Origin of the sequence: Vibrio rumoiensis, assembly GCF_002218045.2 — a bacterium.
Taxonomy (GTDB): domain Bacteria; phylum Pseudomonadota; class Gammaproteobacteria; order Enterobacterales; family Vibrionaceae; genus Vibrio; species Vibrio rumoiensis.
The window spans coordinates 392,193-417,576 of record NZ_AP018686.1 but is presented as its reverse complement, the minus strand read 5'-3'; the positions used below and the strand labels follow the sequence as shown (position 1 = coordinate 417,576).

Genomic DNA, 25,384 nt, shown 5'->3' with positions numbered 1-25,384 from the left:
CCAAGGCAAACCTATTTATACGTAGAATAATGCTAATTATTTATGAAAGAATGTCTGGATTCTAATGGGACTTAGATCACAAATCCATCATCTTGATCAATAAATAGCAAGTAATTTATCTATTGCACATATGCGGAAACAACCTGAACACATGCCACGTACAATAAAAACAAAATCAATTTAACAAAAAGCTAACACCAAACCACATTAGTTACAACGTCAACTTCAAGAGCAAAACCGGATCTTATAGCCACATCCGTCTACTAGCTGGACCCGCTAAAATATATTACCGACAAAAGTGCCATCAATAAGAATAGGTGGATTTTATTCTAGAATAAAGTTAAGAGGTTACTCGGAAATAAAGAGTGTAACGGGAATGCTCGATGCAACATTTACTCACTATTAATCTCTGATCAGCAACACATGCGCTTAATTATGATGGCACAGAACAATGAATATAGTAGGTAAAGTGTTAGATCCTATTTTTTATAATAGTAGGCTTTTTCGAGAGATGCCTTCGAATGTTTTTTCACACCGAAACCAGTGTTCGGTGTCTGCATGTTGCACAACTCTATTATCAATTTTGATTAAGGTTTTTTGGCAAGAGTAATTTGCCCCTTTCTCACACTAATTACTCTACAGCGTTTTTACGTATTAATATGATTTTGGGGATAATTTTTGCTTAAATGACGACTCAGATATCGTTGATAATTGCAGTTGAATAGTATGCAAATACGGCTCGTTAGTACCAAATTACAGTCAATCGAATCTTGTTGCTTCTGGTTTTCAGGTATAAAGGAAAAACGTATTAAAGGAGATGTTTACAAGAGAGTTCTGGTTTTTTATATATTATCACCCCGAAAAGTAGTTCAACCACCAGATGGCCATCGCAGTCTTTTTGAATGTCATATCAAAACCTAAACAACAGAAACAAAAAATCACTCAATTAAGAGTGTTATTTTTCAATGACTTAAATTGGATTTTGTCGCGATAAGATTTGGAGCGTGCGGCGGGAATCGAACCCGCATCATCAGCTTGGAAGGGTGCTCACCCACCCTAACAATAAACAACGTAAAATATACAATTCATTTATAATCAATATCTTAAAATAAAAATCCACACCCCGAACGACACCATTTAATAACATATTATTTGTTAAAAATGCCAAAGTGGTCACCTTAAAAACACCCACCAAATACAGAAATTTATGCTATAAATGCTACAACAAAGGGATATTTTCATAAGCAAAACTGTAACTATCATGGAAGGATGGATGACAGAACAAGACCAAAGAACGCTCAATTTTCTTACCGAAATTTTATCGATGGATGAGTTTGAAAATGAAGTTTTGATTCAAGAATTGATGCGAAATTTTGATGTCATCAACACTTTATTTGAACAAATCCCAACACCACTTAATTACATTTATTCTCACGTAAAGTCCGCAAAGAAGTCCTCATTCACATCATTAAAAATCATCAATCGTAAAATACGTTCTCGTCAATTAGTCAGTGAAAAAACACTGATCATGTTTATCACAAGCGAACCGAACAGAAGGCAACAATCGTTACAATTTGATCGCTATAAAGCATTAATCATCACCTCACTTTTTCTCAAACGAATTGATCAAGCCGAGACCAAACAATTGATGATCCTTGCGCATGAAATGCGTCTTTTCATGACAGGAAAATCAGCCCATGTTGTGAACAAACTTCCAGATTTAATTCATCATCAAAAAGCCAATTTTGACGATGAATGGGAAACGCTCATTGCAAGTAATGAGCACAACGCCACACTTCAACAACGACTTAAAACCTTGTTAAAGATAGTTCGATACTTCTTATCTTTCTTACCTCAACCAGAACTCAATTCAACAGGAATGAGTCCACCAAAATGGTATCGAAAAGGAAGCTCTAAACTAACAATCAAAGCCGATCACGATGGGCGTATTGAGCTGAATACTTTTACAATGCAGCACGATATTGAGGATATTGATATACAAGAATGGGAAACCTTAGATGAAGACAGTTTGCTCAGTGAAAGCTCAAAACAATCTCTCATAAGCCCAGCATCCATCGTCACGGATTTTGAACTGGAAAGGCGCCAAGCTAAGTCGATGGCAGCCAATATGGTTCGACAAAGATTAAAGTTAAATTGTTCGACCTCACAATCAACAAGGCATGATATTGAGGCCTTATTAAATTATTGCTTATCCTCAACATCCGAAACTTGTCAGTACCTTCTACTGATGCTGTTTTCTGGAAAAGATATTACGGTAACATCCGATATAAAATGGAAACGAGAAAATAATGCTATCACTGGTTATTTTGTGAAATATGAACTTCCAACGGCAAAAATGGAGCAAGAAAATCTTGAGTCAACTGTAATCTCAACCATAGAGATCCCTTTGCCCACAGTCATATTTCACACGCCTCCAAGCATTCCATTAAATGATATTCAGGCAGCTAAATGTCAAGCGGTCATCAAATCAATAAATAAAAGTGCTAATACCAATCTGACGCTATCAAAGGTTGCTGGATTTTTCTCTCAATATTTAAAACAGCAAAACGTCGATATTATTTTTAACGCTATATTCGCCGGTAGTGATATTCGAAATACACCGGCTTTATTTTATACACAAGTAACCACCACAAGCTTATTAACCATAAAACAAAAATATTTATCCACTTTGAAGCAACTGGTTGAAAACCAATCGATTAACAATAAAGAAATAAAGCTTCCTCTTCCCAATTTTAATGTTTCACATCCACAATTAATGGGAAGTCCACTCCCAGTGAGCGAGGAAAGTTTAATTGCGATATTTACGGCATTGAAAAATCAAATACTGAGCATGATTGAGCAAATACCTGGATGTCATCGATGTGAGAATGTGGTGTCAGAATTTTATTCGTTCCATATGCTTTATACCGTTTTTGTGCAAACCGTTATAACCTTCAGTTCAAGCTATCGGCCGGTAAATGGTTGGGGCGGTACCTTAATCGATTACTTTATTGAAGAAAGCATGTTATGGATTTCGGATAAAGAATATATCAAGGGAGATAACAGCCGCCTTGTGGTACTACCTCAGACCACGATGGGTATTTTAAAACAATATATTGAATATTTGAAAATCGCTTACGAAAACATCGGTGAGCAATCACCACAAGCGAAAATCAGGATCAAACAAGCACTGAGTGGAGAGGAACATTTATTTTTCTATTTATTAGACGATGGTACTCCGGTAGAGGCAAAACCTAAAACCACACTTCAACATCTAACCATACTAGGCGGGATCGATCTTATTCAAGCCAATTGGGCCCGACACCAACTGAGAACCTATCTTCACAATATTGGCATACCAACCGAGCAGGTTTCAGCTTGGATGGGGCACGCCCAAGGTCAATTACATTCTCATGGACATTTCAGTTCTCTCGCTTTTGAAGGGGCTCAAGGCATTGCTAAACACATTGATTTATTATTAAAGCGACTCGGCATTGAGGCATTCTCATGGTAAGTGGAGTTGATCTACGCTTTCAAAAAAGAGAACAAAGGAAAGCTCAAGCTATTGAGTTGGTTGAAGAGCATTTCAAACAATATTTTCCTGATCCATCAAGCGCCCCAACTCAAGCGGAGTTTTCAAAAAAATCGATGCAGATGCTTGATAAGATTGAACAGGCATTGAATTCAGCCGATCTGGTTTATCTTGCTATTCGCCACTTCAACAAATTAGTGATTGAGCACCAAAAACACCATCATTGGGACGTTTCTCCTATTGTTCATCATGTGACTCATCGAGAGCCAACGCAGTTAATGAATAAGAAATGGAAAGCCAGAGCCTGGCATGTCAATCAACTCTTTCATCAGATGCATAACTTGCTAGAAAAAGGCCAAGGTGTCACCACAGAAAAAGAAGTACACCGAATGTTGATCCTTTCATTGATATTCCATAGTGGACAACATCAATCTATTGTCGTTAAGGCATTTAATGAATTGATCTACAACCTTAATATCAAAATCCACACTTTGTTTGGTCGGGTATTTATCACCTTACACCTTGATGAACCGCGCTTAAATACAAATGCTAGGATCCAAGTCGGTAATAATGTTGAAAGCGTTTTAGAATACCACTGCTTTTTACACCCCATCACCGTCGGATTATTAAGAAAATGGTTAGGTTTTAGATCCATTGATTGGCCAGGCTACCCTATTGAACAAAGAGACATTTTTCATCACCTTCTCGAACCTTTTGATATCACGCATAGTTCAACCTCTTCGCTCAAACGCTTTTGTCAGGCCGCATCCATGTGCACTCGATTACATGTGTCATCTCAGGTAAGCCAAGCTTTGGTTTGTGTACAAGCAGGCCTTACTGATACTTATGGCCTACCCTTTCAAAATTTGCACCGGCTGATGCACCCTGATACGAATGCGATCCCATCAATTCAATTTGATGATTTTATTTATCCCAAAATTTGCTTTCAATCAAATGAGAGAACACGCAAGCCTATAGATATTCAATTCATGCGAAAATTAAAAACCGCTTTAAGCATGACTAAACAATCTAATGCCAAAGTGTCCAAATCCGGCGTAAAAGATGCGCTCACGGATATGCTTAAAAACCATGAATTATCGGAACCTCAAACCTTGCTCGTACAATGGTTAGTCCATAAGTGTCGAACCTGTGAGCCATCCACTTTACGCCAATACGCGCTCTCAATGAGCCGAGTATGGTTATCTGCCGTGGTTCAGTTGGAATTATTAGAGGCCTCCAGTGACGATATTTTAGAAGCTTATGAAAGTCTGTTAGAAAAAAACTACGAGCTGAAACGGCGTAGTTTTATCGCTGGACGATTGGTGGACTTACATAATTTTGTGGTCAAGCACAACCCGGGGATCGCCCCCATTCCCTATCAAGCCTTGTTCTCCGGTCACTCCGTGCGAAGTCATACTCGCTCAGGATTTGTAGATGAGGCACTGTTTTGTGCATTACTCACCAGCATTGATGGTATAACCGATCTCAATAGTTCAGAGAAACTCGCTATGCAAGTGGTGTGTTTATTGATGTATCGAGGGGGATTACGGCTGAATGAAATCAAAAAACTGCAGCTCAATGAGATAGAAACCATGGGAGATACGTTATCAGATGCAGGTTGGATCACAGTCAAAAATAACAAATGGGGGAAAAACAAGACCCTATCCAGTTTAAGAAAGATCCCATTGACTCAAACATTACGTCATTCAGAAAAGCCTTTAGTCAATAAGTATCTACTTCATCGTCGACAATTACCTCATGTACAAGACAGGCTTTTCATTGTGATAGGGGCAAGCCGCACGGTGTTTGATTCTTCGGCGGTATCCAATTGCATTAGCACCATTTTGCGACGTCTGACGGGGCTTTCATTTTTTGTGACTTATCACTTACGTCATAGTTGTTTGAGTCGATTGCAGTTATTAATAGAGCTGAACGAACAACAACTGGATCCATTACCAAATATTTGCGCTTATACTCCGACAGAAAGGCAAAATTTAAAAAAGGCGATTTTTGGACTCAATCAACAATTTCCTTATTATGAACTAGCCGCATTTGCCGGCCATGAATCCCCCGAGGTCACCTTTCAGCATTACCTTCATTTTTCAGATTTTATTATGAGCGATAAGTGGAAAAAGGAGACACTGCCACTCACATTAAAAATGGCCATGGCATGCCAATTGACCTCAAGACGACAATTTAAACAAATTCAAACTGCCCAAGGTGCGGTATATCCATTCGATTTGGCAGACTACAACATAAAAAAAATCAAAATACGGGAAATACAAACACATATCAAGGCTAATCAACAAGTTAAAATTCCGTTACTAAGTAAAGATACCATTAGCGTAGAAATGTGTTTTTGGTTAGTCCAGTTGTACTCTCAAGGTGAAGATATTCAAGCTCTAGTCCTCAAGTATGGCATATCGTCAACCATCATAAAAAAATGGATCACTAACGCAACTTATCTTGCAAATATGAAAACCAAAACAGTTTTTGCGCGTTCTAGGCATATTGCTGAATATCGAGAGCCTCAAATATTACCGGGGAAATTAAAAAATGTGGAAGAGCAAAAGCTAGCGGAAAAGTTTTTCAGGCGCTTAAAAGTATTACCTCCTAAAAAACGACAAATCATACTCAAGCATTTGAACCATATAGTGATAAATACTTCAGTTTCAAAGTCGGGGATACTCTTTTCCAAGCCTCATTTATTAAGCCAATTTATTCAAGATATGTCGTTTGTATTCCCTAAACGATCATGGCGTGCGAACACGCTACATATTGAATTCAGCTCCAAAGAAAAAGAGTGGCAACAAGCCTTAAAAGAGATAAAAACGGTGACTGAAAAGGCAGGAACAAAAAATGGACGACAAGGAATAGGTTCAGCCAGGGTGGAATTTATTAGTCCAAATGAAAAGCAATATATTGCTAACCGCGAAGATATATCGAAAATGTCGTCTCACTTATTACACTATATTGCCTACATGGTGATAGTGATGATGAGAAGTAGTAAGTGACCTTATTCACATCAACTGCAGTGGTTCGTTATGTCAATTCCCCAAGGTATTAGCACTTGGATCATCTGTTATTTTTTAGTTTGCGCTCCCATCGATAGGTAACATAAAGCATCACTACAGCACCGAGTAATAATACAGAAATACCAACCATCAAAAGAGGTAAACCACTTGCTAAATTAATCGAACACATACCTTCTCCTATTGATTTTAATAGCCATGATCTTAATTAAAACCAGATGAAAAACTAACCACATTATAACCCTGATTTCAGATAATAACTGCGACATTCATGGAATGGTGTAGAAGAGGAGCCAACTGCTGAAAGTGGTATGCTCTTCTCACCAAAGAAACAAGTTGACTACCATGAATTATCAGCAATTGACTGAGGGAAGACGATACCAGATATCTGCCCTTTTAGAACAGGGAATTTCAATATCTAAAATTGCCAACATCGTAAAATGTCACCGCTCAACTCTCTATAGAGAGTTGAGACGATGCGATAAAAAAGAACAATATTCACCAGATACAGCCCAATAATTATCTAGGGTAACACGATTAAATGCCGCTAAATATAGAATACCGCAACAACGTGTAGAGTTTTTGATTATTCAAGACTGGAGCCCAGAGCAAATATCTCACGTTTTCACTCAAGTTGGAGAAAGCGTTAGTCATGAATGGATTTACCGCTTTATTGCTAGCAATAAACGGCAAGGAGGTAAACTGTTTCACCATTTACGCCAAGGCCATAAGCATTATAGACGAGGCAAAAAAGATAAAGCTCCCACAATAAAAAATGCCATTTCAATAGATGAAAGACCCAAAGATGTCGATAACCGTATGCGCTTTGGTGATTGGGAGATAGATACCGTTCGAGGAAAGAACGGTACTGGTGCGATTGTCACCATCTTAGAGCGAGCAACACGGTTTTATTTGGCAAAAAAATGCCTTCAAAATCAGCAACAGATGCGACTAAAGCGACGATAGATTTGTTACGGCCATACAATCAATTTGTTCACACTATAACTGCCGACAACGGCAGAGAGTTCGTAAGTCATGTTGACATAGCAAAAGCCTTAGATACAGATGTGTATTTTGCTCATCCTTATAGTCCTTGGGAACGTGGAGCTAATGATAATGCTAATAGCTTATTGAGACAATATATCAAGAAAGGAACAGACTTACGGACGGTCAGTTATGATGAAATTGAGCTTGCTCAGCTTCGGATAAATTATCTCCCTAAGAAGTGTTTAAGGTTCAAGCAACCAGCAGTCATTTTTAACAAAATGGTGTTGGTGGCTTGAAATTACAAATGTCGCAGTTCAGAGTTGAATTCGAACCCAAGTAATCTCAAGGTGTGAGTTTCAGCAAGAATAAATAAATTATAACGGCAAGTTAAACTTACCTCACTAAATATGAAACTATATTTTATTTTAATTGATATGACAAGCCAAAAATGTATACTTGTCATTAAATTAAACATGTATTACTAGGTAATCAAGGTTGTAAGTTTGATTGATGTAACTGTCCTACTCGCTATGTCACTGATATTTATTGGTGCTTTTATTCAAACCACCACAGGTTTTGGGATGGCTATACTGGCATCTCCAATACTATTGTATATATCACCAGAATATATTCCTGGACCAATCATTATTGTTGGTTTCTTCATCGCTCTCATCAATACATTTAAATATCGATCTCAAATTTCTTTAGATGGGTTAACCAAAAGCACGATCGGCTTGCTTCCTGGTAGTTGTGTTGGGGCTGCTATTCTTTATTTCATCAACGTAGCACAACTCTCTGTTTTACTCGGAGCAACTGTCTTACTTGCTGTAGCAACTAGCTTGCTGCCTATAAAAGTAGCTATTACCCCCAAGCGTTTGATGTTCGCAGGCTTCTTGTCCGGTTTTTTAGGTACAAGTTCAGGTATTGGTGGCCCACCGATGGCTTTATTACTACAACATCAAAAAGTAGAGCTTATTCGCTCAAACCTAGCCGCATTCTTTTTAATGAGTTCTGCATTGTCTTTACTCGTTCAAATTCCTATAGGTTATATGAGTATCAAACATGTTTTATTAGCACTTCCTTTGATACCAGCTGGTTATGCAGGGCATAAATTAGCGATACGTGTCATGCACCGTCTTTCCCAAAAAGTAGTGCGTAATCTCTCTTTAATCTTATGCGTAATCGCAGGGTTAGGGGCAATTTATTCTGGCTTAAAAGTCATCTAATTCAATACTAAAGGTATCCAATGAAAGATAATATTTTATGGGCTAACAAAGCTTGGACTGATACATTTGAGAAAGTGAAGTCAACAAGTGAAGAGATGTCTGTTAACTTTCCAGCTATGACAACAAATGGCATATATAGTGATACAGACAGACCTTGGGGTTGGGTCGTGGGGTTTTGGCCTGGATTATTATGGCTATTATATGAAAAAGAAAGCTACTCTACTTTTAAAGACATGGCGATAGATCGTGAGTTGATCATGGACGGCCCTCTGGATGAGTTCGTTAATATTCATCATGATGTCGGCTTCATGTGGCAACTTACGTCAATAAAACATTATGATTTACTAGGTAACGAAGAATCAAAAACTCGTGCATTAAGAGCCGCCAGTCACCTCGCTAGTCGCTTTAATATCAATGGTCGTTTCTTAACTGCATGGAATAAAAATGATGTTAATTCTGCTGATCCAAAAGGATTAAGCATCATCGATAGTATGATGAACCTACCTATTCTATATTGGGCTGCTGAACAATTAGATGCACCTAGATTTAAGTTGATTGCAATGGCTCATGCCGACACCGTGCTCAAGGAATTTATTCGTGAAGATGGGTCGGTAAGACATATGGTTGAGTTCGATTGCTTTTCAGGCAAAGTAAAACAATATCATGGCGGACAAGGCTACAATCAAGATTCAGCTTGGAGCCGTGGGGCTTCATGGGCAGTGCATGGTTTTGCATTAAGCTATCAACACACAAAAGAAGATCGTTATTTAGAAGCTGCAATGAGAACCGCGGATTTCTTCATTGAACATTTAGCGGAAGATTCTGTACCATATTGGGATTTTAGAGCCCCTATTACACCAGAAACGCCTCGAGATACTTCTGCCGGCGCTTGTGCCGCAAGCGGGCTTTTAGTGCTTGCAGAACTCGCCCCTACACCAGAATTACGCGAGCGCTATTTCCTCGCGGCAAATAATATCTTACATAACCTTTATAAAAACTATGGCACTTATAATGACAACACTAACCAAGGTATTTTAGTCGGAGGAACCTTTAACTACCCTAAAGGACTTGGCATTAATTGTTCATTGATTTACGGTGATTACTACTTTGTTGAAGGCTTATATAGACTCAAAAACAAACTAGAATCGATGTGATAGTAATTAATACTTCAATGGAATATAAAGCGAACACTTATGCGTTCCTCCCTTAAGGCAATTACATGGAATTGTTAATTAATCTTTCTTTTGCTCAATGGCTTGGCTTTCTCAGTTTCGCTTTAGGGATTTCTACGTTTTATCAAAAGGATGACCACAAGCTTAAAATTTTAATGGTGATATTCCAGCTGAATAATGTTTTACATTTCTACCTTTTAGGTTCAAATATTTCGGCAATCAGTACGCTTTTATCTTTCTTACGAACGGCGACAGCCATTAAAACTTCAAACAAAGTTGTGGCCGCCTTTTTTGTGATCGTCAGTATTGTGCTTGGTTTATGGGTAGCGGAAGGGCCACTTGATCTGCTGCCTATTGCGGGTTCTGTCTTAGGCACCATTGCAGTATTTCTCTTAAAGGGCATTCAAATGCGAATTGCCTTCATCATTGGTGCGGTATGTTGGTTGGCCAATAATATTATCATTGGCTCCATTGGTGGTTCACTATTAGAAGCGACACTCTTAACCGTCAATTTATTTACTATTATGCGTTTATATCGCAATAAGAAAAAATTAGAACCTAGTGAGTAGTAAGAATCTATCACAAGAAAAAGTAATCATTGAATACTGATTTATTGTAAGTGGAGCTTTTCTACCACTTTAGATAATTCCTGACGCGTCTTTTCAATATCAGCAATATCGTGATTAACCGTTTTAGAATTTAGAGTCATATAAGGCACTGTCATAACGGCTATAAGCTCTCCTAGCACGCCGAAGATCGGCATCGAAATATTCGTAACACCGGATATTTGAGGACTCTCTCCAACGTAATACCCCTGTTCCTCTATCATCGCTATTTTGTTAGCAATAACATCCAAATTTTCCGATGTGAAGCCATCTTGATGAGCTAAAATTTCAGACCTTTTTTCTGGCTCCATAAAGCTCAGCAATACCAAACCAGAGCCTGAAGCACCGATATCTAATTCGGCACCAATCCGTAGACTAAAGCCCATTTTATAAGGACTCTCTTGGCCCGCGATGACAACCAAATTACCATTACTGTATCGACTAATATGGCATGACTGATTGACCGAATAACTTAGAGTTTCCATCAGAGGTCGTGCTTTTTTCAGTAATAGCGCGATTGGCGGAGCTTGATTAGATAAAGCGAACATCTTTAATGTTAAAGCATAAGTCGCGGTATCTGCATCAAACTCAATATATTGCTTTTCTACCAACACACTCAGCATGCGAAAAATTTCATTCACACTGCGATTCAGTTGCGTAGAAATCTGTTTTTTAGTCAATGGTTCGGCTTGGCATGCAAGTAGCTCAAGTATCTCTAACCCCTTCTCTAAGGCTGGCGCTCGGTATTCTGTTTTTTGTATCTGTTCCAAATCCTGATCACCCATTCGTACATATTCAGTCTGATTATACTCATTTTATTTTTGAATAAACGAATTTAAATCGATAAAAATAAAGCTCCACATAATGTAGAGCTTTACATATTCAACACGTAATGACTTAACCCACTAACCCCATCATCTCAGGAATCGCCATCGATATAGCTGGAACATAAGCCTGATTTCAGATAATAACTGCGACATTCATGGAATGGTGTAGAAGAGGAAGCCAACTGCTGAAAGTGGTACGCTCTTCTCGCCAAAGAAACAAGCGGACTACCATGAATTATCAGCAGTTGACCGAGGGAAGACGATACCAGATTTCTGCCCTTTTAGAACAGGGAATTTCAATTTCTGAAATTGCCAAAACCGTAAAATGTCACCGCTCAACTCTCTATAGAGAGTTGAGACGATGCGGTACAAAAGAACAATATTCACCAGATACAGCCCAGCAACTATCTAGGGCAAAGCGATTAAACGCATCTAAGTATCGAGTACCGCAACAACGTGTGGAATTTATTGAGTTTTTAATAACGCAAGACTGGAGTCCAGAGCAAATATCTCACGTTCTTACTCGTATTGGAGAAAAAGTCAGTCATGAATGGATTTACCGTTTTATTGCCTGCAATAAACGGCAAGGCGGTAAACTGTTTCGTCATTTACGCCAAGGTCATAAACGCTATAGAAGAGGCAAGAAAGATAAAGCTCCCGCAATAAAAAATGCCATTTCAATAGATGAAAGACCCAAAGATGTCGATAATCGTACACGTTTTGGTGATTGGGAAATTGATACAGTTCTTGGTAAACATGGTACGGGCGCTATTGTCACAATCTTAGAGCGAGCCACACGGTTTTATTTAGTAAAAAAAGTGCCTTCAAAATCAGCAGAAGATGTGACCAGAGCGACGATAGACTTATTACGGCCATACAAACGATTTGTTCATACTATAACGGCCGATAATGGCAGAGAATTTGCGGGTCATATGGAAGTAGCACAAGCCTTAGAAACCGATGTGTATTTTGCTCACCCTTATAGTTCTTGGGAGCGCGGTGCTAATGAAAATGCTAATGGCCTGTTGAGACAATATATCAAGAAAGGAACAGATTTACGGTCGGTGAGTGATGATGAAGTTGAGCGAGCCCAACTTCGGATAAATTATCGTCCAAAGAAGTGTTTAGGGTTCAAGCAACCAGCCGTCATTTTTAGCAAAATGATGTTGGCTGCTTGAAATTACAAATGTCGCAGTTCGGAGTTGAATTCGGGAGTTACTAGCATCAACACTAAGAATATCGCAAAGAAGAATGGCAATAATGTACGAACCACACTGTCATATTCTGGTCAAGCTCAACCGGACACCTTACTTTGTGATTTTTCATAGTCGATTGGTGTTAGATCACCAAGCGTAGTATGCAGTCTTTCGTGGTTATAATATCGGATGTATTCAACCACATCTTCTTTCATCGCTTCACGTGTTAAGTGCACAATATTAAGCAACCATTCATTTTTTAAGCTACCGAAAAAACGCTCTACAACCGCATTATCTAAACAAGCACCAACACTACTCATTGATGATGTGATCCCATGTGCCTGTAATAAATTTTGAAATGACTTACTGGTGTATTGTGAGCCTCGATCACTGTGGAAAAGTAAACCTTTTTTAGGTTTACGAAGCGTGATCGCCATTTGCAGCGCACGTTCAACTAAACCTACTGTCATTCGACTTGATAACGCCCAACCAACGATCCGTCTTGAGTGTAAATCCATGACAATAGCAAGGTACATCCAGCCTTGATGAGTTCTAAGATAAGTCACATCACCAGCCCATACAGTATTTGGCTCCGTAGGGTTAAATTGCTGTTTTAATATATTATTAGCAACAGAATCACTGTGCTTTCGTGTCGTTGTGACCTTATAAGCTCTCCGCTGTCGAACAACAAGTCCGAGCTTTCTCATAATGGTACGAGTACGGTAACGACCGACATCAAAGCCTTCTTTGCGTAATTTCTTAGCTAATTGACGAGAGCCTAAACTTTGACGACTGCGTTTAAAAAGTCGCTTAGCCACTCGATATAAATTAAGCTCTTGCTCAGTAATTATCTGAGCAGGTCTTGCTAACCAATCATAAAATGCGCTGCGACTCATTTTTAGGCTATTACAAAGCATTTTTGTTGGAAATCGAGAGCGATGCTCTCGAATAAATTGAAATTTTATTTCATTTCTTTCGCAAAGAAGGCGCTGGCTTTTTTTAGGATCTCTTTCTCCATCCTGAGTTGTTTTACTTCTTTCCTTAAAGCCAGTAATTCAGTCTTTTCATCAGCATTAACAGATGAATTTTCTAACTCATCAGCTTTCTGTTTCCAAGTATAAAGTAGGTTTTGTGCAACCCCCAATGCTTCAGCAGCTTGAGCAACGGAGTAACCTTGCTCAGTGATGAGTCCGACCGCTTCTTCTTTGAATGCTTTCGTATAAGTTCGATATTGACGTTTTGTATTCATATTCACCTCGATTGATTGTTGTATTATCCACAATCAAGGTGTCCAGATCGATTAGACCAGAATAATTATGCTCTAGCGGCCTTTGCAGGGCATGAATCACCAGAAATGACGTTCGCACATTACCTACATTTCAGCGATTGGATCAGTAGTATTAAACTCAATCAAGCCCAACATGTGTTAACACAAAAGCAGGCTTTGCAACTTCGATTAAATTCAAGGAAAAATCTCAAAAGCATTAATGTCAGTGATAATGTTATATCTTCGATCCCCTACCTAATCAATAAGTTATCGATAAAAGCTATACAATCAGAAATCAAAGATGGAACAACACCTCAATTAATAACGTTTGATAAAGCGCATAATACTAATAGCATCCATACCTGCTATGAATTGCTGAAACTGTATAACACAGGAATAAGTAGCCTCGATATCGCATACCGCTACTGTATCAAGAAAGAAACCATTGACAAATGGGTTAAAAATGCTCTTTACATTAAGTCTTTAAAAACAAACTCAGCAAAGCCTAGATCCCGCCATTTTTCTACCGCTAGAGAGAATAGTATTTTACCCGCGAAACCTAAAACGATTGAAGAAAACAAGCAAGTAGATCGTTTTATCATCAAACTCAGAACTCAATTTAAACCGAACAGCCATAACATAAGTCAAATGCTTGATTATGCATTAAAAAACTCTAGCGTGAGTAAATCTGGCATTTATTTTAACGATCCCCAATTATTCTCACTATTTATTGATACCTTTGATTTTATGATCTCAAAATCAGCCTGGCGAGTGGTCACCTTCTATCAACAAAATAGCCAAATGAAGGATGAATGGGGAAATAGCATTTCGGAACTTAAATCACTAGAAGGTGAGAAATCTTCAGTCAATGGAAAAATAGGTCAAGGCGCAGTACGATTAGAACTGATTAGCCCAAATGAAAAGCAATACATCACATCAACGGGCCATAAAAAGCACTCCTCACATCACCTCATGTATTTAATTCACATGATGGGGATCATGATGATGAATGTTCAATAAAAGCAGAATTTAATGATTTCTCATTAAAATTTATTAAGCTTAGTGAGATTACGGTTATAACTGCTTATTAAAGCTTTACGACCGAATTGCTTCCAAGTGTAAATTAGGTTTTACAATACATCTAAAGCCTCAGCGGCTTAGACAACTTAATAGCCTTGCTCGGTTATGAGTGCCGGAGATTCTTCTTTAAATCCTGTACTACAAGTTCGATATTGATGTTTTGCATTCATATTGACCTCGATTTGATTATCCACAATCAGGGCGTCCATAACGATTAGACTGCAATACCCACATGTAAAATTGTGATGGCGATCTTTTTCTTCAAAAAACCTAATATTAAACTTTCCTTTATCATTCCTGATCACATTATTGGACTATTGTTTGAATTAAAATGATTCGGTGTTTCATTTTAATGGATATTGTTATGAACTTAAATTCAAGCCTAAGGTTTTGCCACTTTTTCAGTTTGACTTTATTGCTGATAGGCTGTAATGCAAGTGGTGACGCTTCAAATAGCAGCAATAGTGGTAGCGATGCTAAAAATGATCTACCAATTTTCAGGTCTATAGACTTAGGTGACTGGGCCTTAGGGATTCCGATAGATGAAGATAATAATGGCCGTTCAGATACTATTCAGCCCTATGATTTAGTCGATGGTTATACTTTATCCCCCTACTTTGAACACTCTAACGATAAAGGAATCACCTTTCTTAGTTTTGTAAGCGGACCTAAAACATCAACAAATACAACTTATACCCGATCTGAGTTAAGAGAAATGTTACGCCGAAACAACACCAAAATCAGCACTCAAGGTGTCAATAAAAATAATTGGGTTTTCAGCTCAACGCCACAATCTGAACAGGATAAAGCAGGGGGCGTTGATGGTACTCTCGAAGCAACATTAGCAGTTAACCATGTCACCGTTACAGGCGATAGTAACCAAATAGGTCGTGTGGTTATTGGACAGATCCATGCCACAAAAAATGAACCCGTCAGAATTTATTACCGTAAATTAAAAAATAATACAAAAGGAGCTATTTACCTAGCTCACGAACCAGCTTCTGGCTTTGGTGATGACCAGTGGTATGAGCTTATAGGTCAACGGAGCAGTTCAGCCAAAGACCCTGAAGACGGCATCGCCTTGAATGAAAAGTTTGGTTATAAAATTCAAGCAGAAAAAAATAATTTAACTGTCACTATAATTCGGCCCGGTAAACCTGATGTTTCCAAAACTATCGATATAACCAATAGCGGTTACGATCAAGCGGGTCAATATATGTACTTTAAAGCGGGGGTCTATAACTTAAATAAAAGTGGTGATAGTAATGATTTTGCTCAAGCTACTTTTTACTCAATAACGAATAAACATCAAGGATATGAACACTAAGATCACCTTATATCCCCCTCATATAATTTAACCATCAAGCATATGTTCTAATTGTAATTACCAACGAAATGGAGTTTTCATGAAAAAAACATTAATAAGCATGTCTGTCATCGGGTTACTGCTCGCCTCTAATTCCGCTTTTGCAGCCGATGTAACACAACCTAAAGGCATAGGATTAATTAAAGATAATCAGCTAACCGAGTTAAGAATTAATCGGGGCAAGACAAATGATTGGATTAAGCACGATGACAAACATAACGGACAAGGTGAAATAGCATCTTCTAAAAACACCGCTTTTGATGATGAAGGGTCGGCGAGAATAAGGTTTTTATCTGCCGATGATAACTTTTCAGCAACTCCAGGTTTAAGCCAGACTATTAGTGGATTAGAAAAGAATACTCAATATGTTTATTCTTTATATTACCGAGATAAAAAAGGAAATTCTTCAGCCAGTTCATTAGAGTTTGGTGTTAAATCACTCAATGGCAAGATCCTAGGCGACAACACCGTCCATATTAAAGATTTAGCAAATAACCCTAAAGGCTCAGCGGATAAATCATTTAAGCTAATATCAACAACTTTTAATTCTGGCGATAATACTTCCGTTGAAGTTTTTGCCTTTATGCATATAGATAAAGCAAAACTTGATCTAAAAGGTGATATAGGGAAAGAAACCGAAGTCAGAGTTGATGAGTTTTCATTAAGTAAAAAAGGTAATTAAATAATCTATCCCTTTCAACGCAGTTGAAGCAAATTTCAATTGCGTTGAAGGCGGTGGCGTTCAGAAATAGGCGTCATTCCCCCCATAACCTTTCTATTTAAAGCATGTCATTCGATTACACATCTCACCTAATGTGGTAGCCTGAGCACTCTGACCAAAGATTCTACTTTTTTGCGCTAAGTACAATTCGGCGGTCGAAATTGCGTCGACTAAAGCATTATGTGCATTATATACAGGCAAGCCATAACGGTTACGTACATCATTGAGTTGAAGCTCTAATGCAGTAGTATTTTGATGAAATGTTAAATGCTTTTCTACTTTCAACGTATCAAGCCAAATAACGGGAAAGGTTTCTAAGCCATATTTTTTTTGTAAGTAGCTTTGGATAAACCCCCGTTCAATAACCGCACCATGAGCCATAACGACTTTACCAACCATTTTACTAAATAAACGATTCATTGCTTCATCAAGCCTATCCCCCTCAATAAGCATTTGTGGAGTGATGTGATTGATGATGGCGCTTTCTGCTTTTATCGCCTGATTATCATCCACATAACAATGTGCCGCGGTACCCATATCAATCTGGTTTTGCTTCATTTGAATATTACCCACACTCAATAAGCTATCTTGCTCAAAGTTAAGTCCAGTGGTTTCAAAGTCCAATACCAGAAATTCCACCTCTTTCAACAGCGTCTCGGGGGGCAATAATGGTGTTGCTAATAGCTGCTTTAATTCTGGAGAAACCATCTCTGGAACCTGAATGCTTTGCCTTTGCTTTTCAATCTTAGTTAGAGGGTGAAAATGCGTTTTTATCGCTTTTAACATGACCTATCCTTTGGTAAAGCGAAGTTTTGCGCCATCTTGTAGCTCATTGATGATCTTGAAGGCATCTTTTAAATGCTTACGTTCAAAACTACTGAATGTTTGTGGATCAATATGGTTATCCGGCTTGTTACCCAATTTCAACGACTCATTTTGGTGAGTAAAACGAACTTGAGTGATAAAGCGATAAGCACCAATGATATTTTTATAGCTTTGCTCGGTCATCACGCCTTGTTGATATGCCCACTCAAAGCGCTCTTCCGTTCCCGTGAGCGTACCCTTTGCCGAGAGACTATAAATACGTGCTAAATCAATAATCAGGTTTAAAGCGTATTTTTTAATATTTAGTGTACGGCTGTTATCTCCGGTTTTTTCGAGTACTAGATTATTGAAAATGCCAAGTGGTGGTTGGGTATCAATCGCATCACGTACCAATGACGGAATAAAACGGTGACTTTGTTCTATGCAATCATGTAAATGCTGTTGTAACTCAGTGGCCAACTCAGCATTACCATACAAAGAGCGCACTTCTAAAAACACGCTGATATTCAGTAGTTTGTTATATTCAGGGGTGCTGACCCATTTACGATAATATTCTTTCCAGCGAGACAAAGGTTGGCACCATTTCGGCGTTGCAGCCATGTACTTACCATCGCACAACGGATAACCACAGGCATCCAACCCATTACAGACGATCATGGCTAGATGTGTGAAATATGCCATATCAGCTGAGGTTGCAGAGTCATCAAGGATGAGCGCACTATCTTGATCGGATAACAAATGCACTTCATTACGTGCATGTGATCCAGCAACAATCCAAGCATAATCGCACGGTGCAGGACCCAACGTTTCTTGTGCTAGTTGAATAATACGTCGATTAAAGGCATCCATTATCATCGACATTACCGAAGAAACGATATGTGAACCTACCTGGCTTTCTACTAAAGAAGAGAAAATGGTTTGGCGCTCTTCTTTTAGTGTTTTAAGTGACTCAATGGAATTGGAGTATTTAATCTTTTCAATTAAGAATAACGCTTGGGTTCTATGGTTATGAACCAGATGAGTCGTGGTAATCAAGCCAATCACTTTTTGACCTTGAACGACTGGCAAGCAACGAATATTAAATTGCATCATTAATGAGATGGCTTCTAAAACCGTCGCATCGGAATGAATCAACTGAGGATTCGTCGTCATCACCATCAAAATAGGTTGCTCGGTATCGATGCCTTGTGACACGACTCTCGTGGTCATGTCTCTATCCGTAATCACACCAACAATATCATTGCAATCTTTCACCACCGCACAAGACGAACGCATTTCGCCACACATATAAGAAGCGACTTGTTTAATGCTGGTATTTTTATCCACTATTGCGATGTTTTCACTCGCGATCTCGGAAACCTTACGGTAATAAGGCCCTTTATTATCAGGAGTAACCCGATAAAGCGCTGAGTTCAACCTTGCCCGAGCTCGAGTGTCAAAATATTCAGAAAACTGAGGGTTCTCTTTAAGAAGATTTTGTAAAGTCGAATGAGGGATAAGGTAGAGTAAGCTATCTGTCAACGCGACGGCTGTGTAACCATCTTCACTGTCGGCCAGTGGTTCTAAGAAAGTAAACCCGAACTGATCATCTTCCCCTAGCCTTGCTCGTAATGAGCCATCTTTCATCCGCTGCTCAACGGCACCGGTACGAATAATGTAAAGAAAGCGCTCTTCACAATTCGAGCTAAAATGAATTTCTTCACCTTTTGATAAATAGGTGATCTTAACTTTACTAACGACTTCCTTAACCACTGATTCTGGTAACTTATCGAAAGGATCAATACGTACCACAAAATCATAAATGTTAGGTAATAAAGCATTACTCATTGAATGAACCCTCAAAAAACTTTCACACACAATATCAAAACGTGATTTCAAATATAATAAAAAGAATGAAAACTTTGCTTTCGGGCACAAAAAAAGCAGCACAACGCTGCTTTTTTATCTCATATTTATTTTAATTACGATGCTTTAGACATTGGATATTCGTGATATCCCAAATGCTCTGAGATATTTTTACAAGCCGTTTGCAGTAAATCGACATAATAAGACATTCTGTTTTCATCAAAACGAATCGTCGGGAAAGAAATCGATAACCCTGCGATCACATGACCAAAACGGTCATACACTGGTGCGCCAATACAACGCAAACCAGGCTCTTGTTCTTCATTATCTTCCGCATACCCTTGTTGTTTTACTATTTTTAATTCAGCCAATAGTTGATCAACATTTTCATGGGTTTTTTCTGTGTGCTTAATAAATTCAACATCTTTCAATGTTTCACGCACAAACTCCTCAGTGCGATCAGCCAACAGAACCTTACCAATTGCCGTACTATAAAGAGGATTACGACGACCAATACGAGATTGCATACGCAGATTATAGTTAGAGTCTATTTTATGCGTATAAATAATATGGTCCATGTCTAGGGCACCTAAGTGCAACGCTTCGTTGGTTTGCTCAGAAATGTATCTCATCTCTTTGTCAGCAAGTGAAATAATATCCACATACTCTAAAGACTTAGCGCCTACTTCAAAAAGCTTCAAGGTTAATGAATACTTATCTGCTTCACCTTCTTGATCCACAAAACCCAACATTTTCATTGTCTGTAAAAAACGATATGTCGTACTTTTTGACATCATTAGACGCTGGGATAACTCAGTGATGCCGATATCTTTTTGCTCACCCAAGGCTTGCAAAATACCAAATAGTTTCATCACTGATGAAACGGCATCGGGTTGCTTTCCTTTATCCATAGCTGTTTATACCTTCAAATTCATAAAATAAGATTTCAATTAACAGCCTCATTCTATACGTATGCCATTTTTTTTAAAACGACCAGTTCAAAAAAATGAAATAGAACTCAAGTATTTTGAATAAATTAGATTTCCGTCACTTTTAATGAAACGGCTTTTTAAAAATTATTGAAAACACGTTTCACTATTGCTACTGTGACAACACTGAAGCAAAACACTGTATTTATTAATTGCCAAGCTAGGCACTAAGGGAAATAACTATGATTCTGAATGCATTTAATCTTAAAGGTAAAGTAGCAATTGTTACTGGTTGTGATACTGGTCTTGGTCAAGGCATGGCTCTAGGGCTAGCACAAGCAGGCTGTAAAGTGGTTGGTGTTAACTACACCGCACCAGAAGAAACCATCGAGCTAATGAACGCAGGTGGTCACACTTTCCTTGATGTTCGTGCAAACCTTCTAAAGCAAGACGACATCCCAACAATTATTGAGAAAGCACTGGCTGAATTTGGCCAAATTGACATCTTAGTAAACAACGCCGGTATCATTCGCCGTGAAGATGCTATCGAGTTCTCTGAGCAGAACTGGGATGATGTCATGAACATCAACTCTAAAACCGTATTCTTCATGTCTCAAGCGGTTGCTAAGCAATTCATCGCTCAAGGCAATGGCGGTAAGATCATCAACATCGCATCAATGCTTTCTTTCCAAGGTGGTATCCGCGTACCTTCTTACACTGCATCAAAAAGTGCAGTTATGGGTATCACTCGCGCCATGGCCAATGAATGGGCAAAACATGGTATTAACGTCAATGCTATTGCCCCTGGTTACATGGCAACCAACAATACCGCAGCACTGCTTGCTGATGAAGAACGTAGCAAAGCTATTTTAGAGCGTATTCCTGCTGATCGTTGGGGAACACCTGCCGATGTTGCTGGTCCTTGTGTATTCTTAGCATCGGATGCTGCAAGCTACATTAACGGCTACACTATTGCAGTTGATGGCGGTTGGTTAGCTCGTTAATTATCCCAACTATATAACGTACAAAGCGGATATTAATATTGGTGAGAAATGTCATATCAATATCACTTTGCAAAGGAAAGACCATGTTTATTTATAATAAAGAAGTTAAATTAGAAGATCTCGGCAACGGCGTTTCTCGTAAAATTCTAGCCTATAGTGACAATGTCATGTCGGTTGAAGTGTATTTTGAAGATGGGGCGATTGGTGCATTACATAATCACCCACACGAGCAAGTTACTTACGTACTTTCTGGCGAATTTGAGTTCACCATTGGCGAACAAACCAAGATAGTCAAAGCCGGTGATGCGTTGTATAAAGAACCCAATATTATGCACGGTTGCACATGCTTAAAAGCTGGTGTGTTACTCGATACCTTTACACCAATGCGTAAAGACTTTATCAGCCAATAACTTAGATCAAGCTATAGCCGTTTATATTTCAACTAAAATATGCGGTGACAATATATTTTAAAATTCCTTACTGGAGAAAGAAAATGAAAATCGCACTAATGATGGAAAATAGCCAAGCTGGCAAAAACGCAACTATCCTAAATGAATTGACTAGCGTTGTTGAGCCACTAGGCCACACCGTTGCTAACGTGGGTATGAGCGATGAAAATGATCATCATCTAACTTATATCCACCTTGGTATTCAAGCTAGTTTACTACTTAATTCTCAAGCAGTAGATTTTGTGGTTTCTGGTTGCGGCACAGGCCAAGGCGCAATGATGTCATTAAACCTACATCCTGGAGTAGCATGTGGCTACTGTCTTGATCCATCCGATGCTTTTTTATTCAACCAAATCAACAATGGTAATGCGCTAGCTCTTGCGTTTGCAAAAGGCTTTGGCTGGGCTGCAGAATTGAACGCTCGTTACATCTTCGAAAAAGCATTCAACGGCCCACGCGGTGAAGGTTACCCAGTAGAGCGTAAAGCTCCACAAGTGCAAAATGCCGGAATTCTTAGTCAAGTGAAAGCAGCAATCAACAAAGACAGCTACTTAGATTCGCTACGTGCTATCGATTCAGAATTAGTGAAAACAGCCGTGACTGGCGAGCGTTTCCAACAGTGTTTCTTTGATAACTGCCAAAATGATGAAATCAAAGCGTTTGTACGTGAAATCCTAGCTTAATACCCTCAAAGTATATAAGTATAGTGACCTACTTTGCCGGCCTTCTTGGTCGGTTTTTTTTTATTATTCAAACACACCTGTTACTTACACAAATCAATCTCAGTAATGACCAATGAGATGGCTCACTTAAAAACCACTCGGCGACTTATCTTTTCTAGTTTCGTTTTTTAAGGATCATATATGCAATATCTATTGGATTTACCTTTCGCTCAATGGCTTGGTTTTCTTAGCTTTGCTTTAGGGATTTCTACCTTTTATCAAAAAGACGATCGAAAACTCAAGCTCGTTATGCTTATTTTCCAACTCAATAACGTATTGCATTTTTACCTTCTCGGCTCTGATATTTCAGCTATCAGCACATTTCTTTCATTCTTGCGTACCGGTACGGCAATACATACCTCATCCAAAATTGCTTCAGCTTTTTTTATCGTCGTCAGTGCCGTACTAGGCTTATGGATGGCAAATGGCGCACTCGATCTACTGCCTATTCTCGGTTCAATATTAGGTACGATTGCTATTTTCCATTTAAAAGGAATCCAAATGCGGATCGCCTTCATCATTGGGACGATATGCTGGCTTGCCAATAATATCTTTATTGGTTCTATTGGTGGTTCATTGCTAGAAGCGACTTTACTTACCGTTAATTTGTTCACCATCATGCGACTATATCGTAATGAGAAGAAAATTGAATTCGATAATTAATATACTTTCAATTTAACAACCCATCTGCGTCACACAAAAATAAAATACCATTTCATTTTAATTGACCAGTAGCAATCAATTATGAATAATAGAATGATATTGAATAAGGAGATTTTTCATGCAAGCGAATTGTATTGCCATCATTGGTGAATGTATGGTCGAGTTACAAAAAACAGGTGATGCGACCTATAAGCAAAGCTTTGGCGGCGACACACTAAATACTGCATTGTACCTTTCACGGTTAACCCACTCGCATCAATTAACTACTTCGTATGTTACGGGGTTAGGTAAAGATCCATTCAGTGTTGCGATGTTAGACTCATGGCAACAAGAAAATATCAATACCGATTTTGTCCATATTTCGGACACTAAACTGCCAGGGCTGTATTCAATTTCAACCACACCAGATGGTGAGCGCACGTTCCAATACTGGCGTAATGATGCCGCAGCGCGTTACTGGTTACTGGAAAAAACAACTGATGCTGTCATCGGCTCATTAAGTCAAAATCAACTGATTTACTTAAGTGGTGTTAGTCTGGCAATTTTACCGGCTGAAGCCTTAGATAAACTTTTTACTATTTTAACTGCATGTAAAGCCAAAGGTTGCAAAGTTGCCTTTGATAACAACTATCGTCCGGCTTTATGGGAAACAAAAACACAAGCACAGCAGGCTTACCGCACTATGCTGAAATTAACCGATATTGCTTTTCTCACTTATGATGATGAACAAATGCTATATGGTGATATTTCTGAACAACAAACGATTGAACGTAGCCAAGCCTTAGGTGTGAGCGAAATTGTGATCAAGCGTGGCGCACAAGCTTGCTTTGTAATAACCGTCGATCAATGTATTGAGGTCGCACCGAAGCCGGTAAGTGGCATTATTGATACGACCGCCGCCGGTGATTCATTTAGCGCAGGTTATTTAGCCAAACGCTTACTCGGTGGCACGATAGAACAATCGGCACAAATGGGACACACATTAGCGGGCACGGTTATCTGCTTTCCGGGGGCCATTATTCCAAGCGATAAAATGCCAGCACTTAACTAATCAATATTTATTTTTTTAAATTCCAGCAAGGATCCAAAATGAAAACCTTAAATCAACGCCTTAGTAAAATTAAAGTTGTACCTGTGATCGCGATTCATGATGCAGACAAAGCCGTTAAGCTCGCGCAAGTACTGGTTGAAAACGGGCTCCCATGCGCAGAAGTCACCTTTCGCACACCCGCAGCAGCCCAAGCGATAAAAAATATGCGTGCGGCTTATCCTGACATGTTAATTGGCTCTGGTACCGTTTTAACTGCAAAGCAAGTAGATGAATCAATTGAAGCCGGTGTGGATTTTATAGTTAGCCCAGGCTTTAATCCAACCACAGTCAAATATTGTCAGCAACGTGGCGTACCAATCATTCCTGGTGTCAATAACCCAAGCCTGGTTGAGCAAGCGATGGAGATGGGCTTACACACTTTGAAGTTTTTTCCAGCGGAGCCCTCTGGTGGCGTGAATATGCTGAAAGCCTTAACCGCGGTTTACCCTATTACCTTTATGCCAACAGGTGGAGTGAATCCTAAAAACGTCAATGATTACCTCGCGATCCCAGCGGTTATTGCTTGTGGGGGGACTTGGATGATCCCGAACGATTTAATCGAGAATGAAAAATGGGATGAGTTAGCAAAATTAATTGCCGAAGTGGCGACTGTTTTAAAATAGCATATCCTTTTGGCCTAAATACTGAATTGTAATGCCATGTGATTTTGACCTTTCGTCAAAGCAGACATGGCATTTTTATTTTCATACACACTCAGCATTTTAACTCCTCTCTCCTTTTTTATCTGCTTCCTTAGTTCAACACCAGTAACAACTTTCATTCTTATCTAGACATTTAGTTCGTTAGTAATGTCACATTTTCGCCTTAAAAACATGAAAAAGAACA

The 25,384-nt window shown here is 38.9% G+C and carries 20 protein-coding genes and 1 pseudogene; 16 read left to right on the top strand and 5 right to left on the bottom strand.

Translation table 11 applies throughout. The annotated features are described in order from the left end of the window. The first annotated feature begins 1,273 nt into the window (after positions 1 to 1,273). The 6 genes and pseudogenes from VRUMOI_RS14395 (at position 1,274) to VRUMOI_RS14370 (ending at position 10,518) form a co-directional block, all read left to right on the top strand. The gene (locus tag VRUMOI_RS14395) at positions 1,274 to 3,514 is read left to right on the top strand and encodes a hypothetical protein (RefSeq protein ID WP_089139565.1); all 2,241 of its coding nucleotides are present in this window, start codon (positions 1,274 to 1,276) and stop codon (positions 3,512 to 3,514) included. Beyond that, the gene (locus tag VRUMOI_RS14390; protein WP_089139564.1) at positions 3,508 to 6,546 is read left to right on the top strand and encodes a site-specific integrase; all 3,039 of its coding nucleotides are present in this window, start codon (positions 3,508 to 3,510) and stop codon (positions 6,544 to 6,546) included. The genes VRUMOI_RS14395 and VRUMOI_RS14390 overlap by 7 nt, the downstream gene beginning before the upstream one ends. Positions 6,547 to 6,909: 363 nt before the next feature. Beyond that, a pseudogene (locus tag VRUMOI_RS14385) lies at positions 6,910 to 7,847 on the top strand (IS30 family transposase). A gap of 207 nt (positions 7,848 to 8,054) precedes the next feature. Then, entirely contained in the window at positions 8,055 to 8,777 is a 723-nt protein-coding gene (locus VRUMOI_RS14380; protein WP_331813023.1) for a sulfite exporter TauE/SafE family protein, read from the top strand. A gap of 20 nt (positions 8,778 to 8,797) precedes the next feature. Further along, positions 8,798 to 9,931, top strand: a complete 1,134-nt coding sequence (locus tag VRUMOI_RS14375) for an AGE family epimerase/isomerase (protein ID WP_089139563.1) — start codon at positions 8,798 to 8,800, stop codon at positions 9,929 to 9,931. A 65-nt stretch (positions 9,932 to 9,996) separates the two neighbouring features. Beyond that, positions 9,997 to 10,518 carry a YgjV family protein gene (locus tag VRUMOI_RS14370; protein WP_089139562.1) on the top strand — a complete coding sequence of 174 codons (522 nt, stop codon included), beginning with the start codon at positions 9,997 to 9,999 and terminating at the stop codon, positions 10,516 to 10,518. A gap of 41 nt (positions 10,519 to 10,559) precedes the next feature. Here VRUMOI_RS14370 and VRUMOI_RS14365 read toward each other — a convergent pair whose 3' ends face one another. Next, complete coding sequence (locus VRUMOI_RS14365) at positions 10,560 to 11,324, bottom strand: IclR family transcriptional regulator (protein WP_089139569.1); 765 nt, start codon at positions 11,322 to 11,324, stop codon at positions 10,560 to 10,562. A 287-nt stretch (positions 11,325 to 11,611) separates the two neighbouring features. Between VRUMOI_RS14365 and VRUMOI_RS14360 the strand changes: the two genes are divergently transcribed. Further along, positions 11,612 to 12,559 carry an IS30 family transposase gene (locus VRUMOI_RS14360; RefSeq protein ID WP_110410617.1) on the top strand — a complete coding sequence of 316 codons (948 nt, stop codon included), beginning with the start codon at positions 11,612 to 11,614 and terminating at the stop codon, positions 12,557 to 12,559. 116 nt (positions 12,560 to 12,675) lie between these two features. Here the strand turns inward: VRUMOI_RS14360 and VRUMOI_RS14350 are convergent. Next, positions 12,676 to 13,826 (bottom strand): IS3 family transposase gene (locus VRUMOI_RS14350; RefSeq protein ID WP_174208821.1). Its coding sequence is split into 2 segments (ribosomal slippage): positions 12,676 to 13,571 and positions 13,571 to 13,826, totalling 1,152 coding nucleotides; the frame shifts between segments, so codons are not numbered across the junction. 174 nt (positions 13,827 to 14,000) lie between these two features. Between VRUMOI_RS14350 and VRUMOI_RS14345 the strand changes: the two genes are divergently transcribed. The 3 genes from VRUMOI_RS14345 to VRUMOI_RS14335 all read left to right on the top strand — a co-directional run bounded on the left by VRUMOI_RS14345 (position 14,001) and on the right by VRUMOI_RS14335 (position 16,972). Continuing rightward, on the top strand, positions 14,001 to 14,864 hold the full coding sequence (locus tag VRUMOI_RS14345) for a hypothetical protein (protein ID WP_162598418.1): 864 nt from the start codon (positions 14,001 to 14,003) through the stop codon (positions 14,862 to 14,864). A gap of 412 nt (positions 14,865 to 15,276) precedes the next feature. Next, complete coding sequence (locus VRUMOI_RS14340; protein WP_231897556.1) at positions 15,277 to 16,251, top strand: polysaccharide lyase family 7 protein; 975 nt, start codon at positions 15,277 to 15,279, stop codon at positions 16,249 to 16,251. 79 nt (positions 16,252 to 16,330) lie between these two features. Further along, positions 16,331 to 16,972 carry a hypothetical protein gene (locus VRUMOI_RS14335; RefSeq protein WP_089139505.1) on the top strand — a complete coding sequence of 214 codons (642 nt, stop codon included), beginning with the start codon at positions 16,331 to 16,333 and terminating at the stop codon, positions 16,970 to 16,972. Positions 16,973 to 17,065: 93 nt separating this feature from the next. Here VRUMOI_RS14335 and VRUMOI_RS14330 read toward each other — a convergent pair whose 3' ends face one another. From VRUMOI_RS14330 to kdgR, 3 genes are all read right to left on the bottom strand, one after another. Further along, a complete protein-coding gene (locus VRUMOI_RS14330; RefSeq protein WP_089139506.1) occupies positions 17,066 to 17,797 on the bottom strand; it encodes an exonuclease domain-containing protein in 732 nt (243 codons plus the stop codon). A 3-nt stretch (positions 17,798 to 17,800) separates the two neighbouring features. After that, on the bottom strand, positions 17,801 to 19,663 hold the full coding sequence (locus VRUMOI_RS14325) for a DUF294 nucleotidyltransferase-like domain-containing protein (protein ID WP_089139507.1): 1,863 nt from the start codon (positions 19,661 to 19,663) through the stop codon (positions 17,801 to 17,803). Positions 19,664 to 19,797: 134 nt separating this feature from the next. Further along, positions 19,798 to 20,592 (bottom strand): DNA-binding transcriptional regulator KdgR, encoded by a 795-nt coding sequence (kdgR, locus tag VRUMOI_RS14320; RefSeq protein WP_089139508.1) that lies wholly within the window; start codon positions 20,590 to 20,592, stop codon positions 19,798 to 19,800. A 260-nt stretch (positions 20,593 to 20,852) separates the two neighbouring features. Between kdgR and kduD the strand changes: the two genes are divergently transcribed. From kduD to VRUMOI_RS14290, 6 genes are all read left to right on the top strand, one after another. Beyond that, the gene (kduD, locus tag VRUMOI_RS14315) at positions 20,853 to 21,614 is read left to right on the top strand and encodes a 2-dehydro-3-deoxy-D-gluconate 5-dehydrogenase KduD (protein WP_089139509.1); all 762 of its coding nucleotides are present in this window, start codon (positions 20,853 to 20,855) and stop codon (positions 21,612 to 21,614) included. Between the two features lie 83 nt (positions 21,615 to 21,697). Next, positions 21,698 to 22,024 carry a cupin domain-containing protein gene (locus tag VRUMOI_RS14310; protein ID WP_089139510.1) on the top strand — a complete coding sequence of 109 codons (327 nt, stop codon included), beginning with the start codon at positions 21,698 to 21,700 and terminating at the stop codon, positions 22,022 to 22,024. 83 nt (positions 22,025 to 22,107) lie between these two features. Beyond that, positions 22,108 to 22,746: an RpiB/LacA/LacB family sugar-phosphate isomerase gene (locus VRUMOI_RS14305; RefSeq protein ID WP_089139511.1), complete on the top strand. Its 639-nt coding sequence runs from the start codon at positions 22,108 to 22,110 to the stop codon at positions 22,744 to 22,746. 180 nt (positions 22,747 to 22,926) lie between these two features. Beyond that, positions 22,927 to 23,448 carry a YgjV family protein gene (locus tag VRUMOI_RS14300; protein WP_089139512.1) on the top strand — a complete coding sequence of 174 codons (522 nt, stop codon included), beginning with the start codon at positions 22,927 to 22,929 and terminating at the stop codon, positions 23,446 to 23,448. Positions 23,449 to 23,566: 118 nt separating this feature from the next. Then, the gene (gene kdgK, locus VRUMOI_RS14295) at positions 23,567 to 24,499 is read left to right on the top strand and encodes a 2-dehydro-3-deoxygluconokinase (protein ID WP_089139513.1); all 933 of its coding nucleotides are present in this window, start codon (positions 23,567 to 23,569) and stop codon (positions 24,497 to 24,499) included. Positions 24,500 to 24,537: 38 nt separating this feature from the next. After that, a complete protein-coding gene (locus VRUMOI_RS14290; RefSeq protein ID WP_089139514.1) occupies positions 24,538 to 25,161 on the top strand; it encodes a bifunctional 4-hydroxy-2-oxoglutarate aldolase/2-dehydro-3-deoxy-phosphogluconate aldolase in 624 nt (207 codons plus the stop codon). Positions 25,162 to 25,384 lie beyond the last annotated feature (223 nt).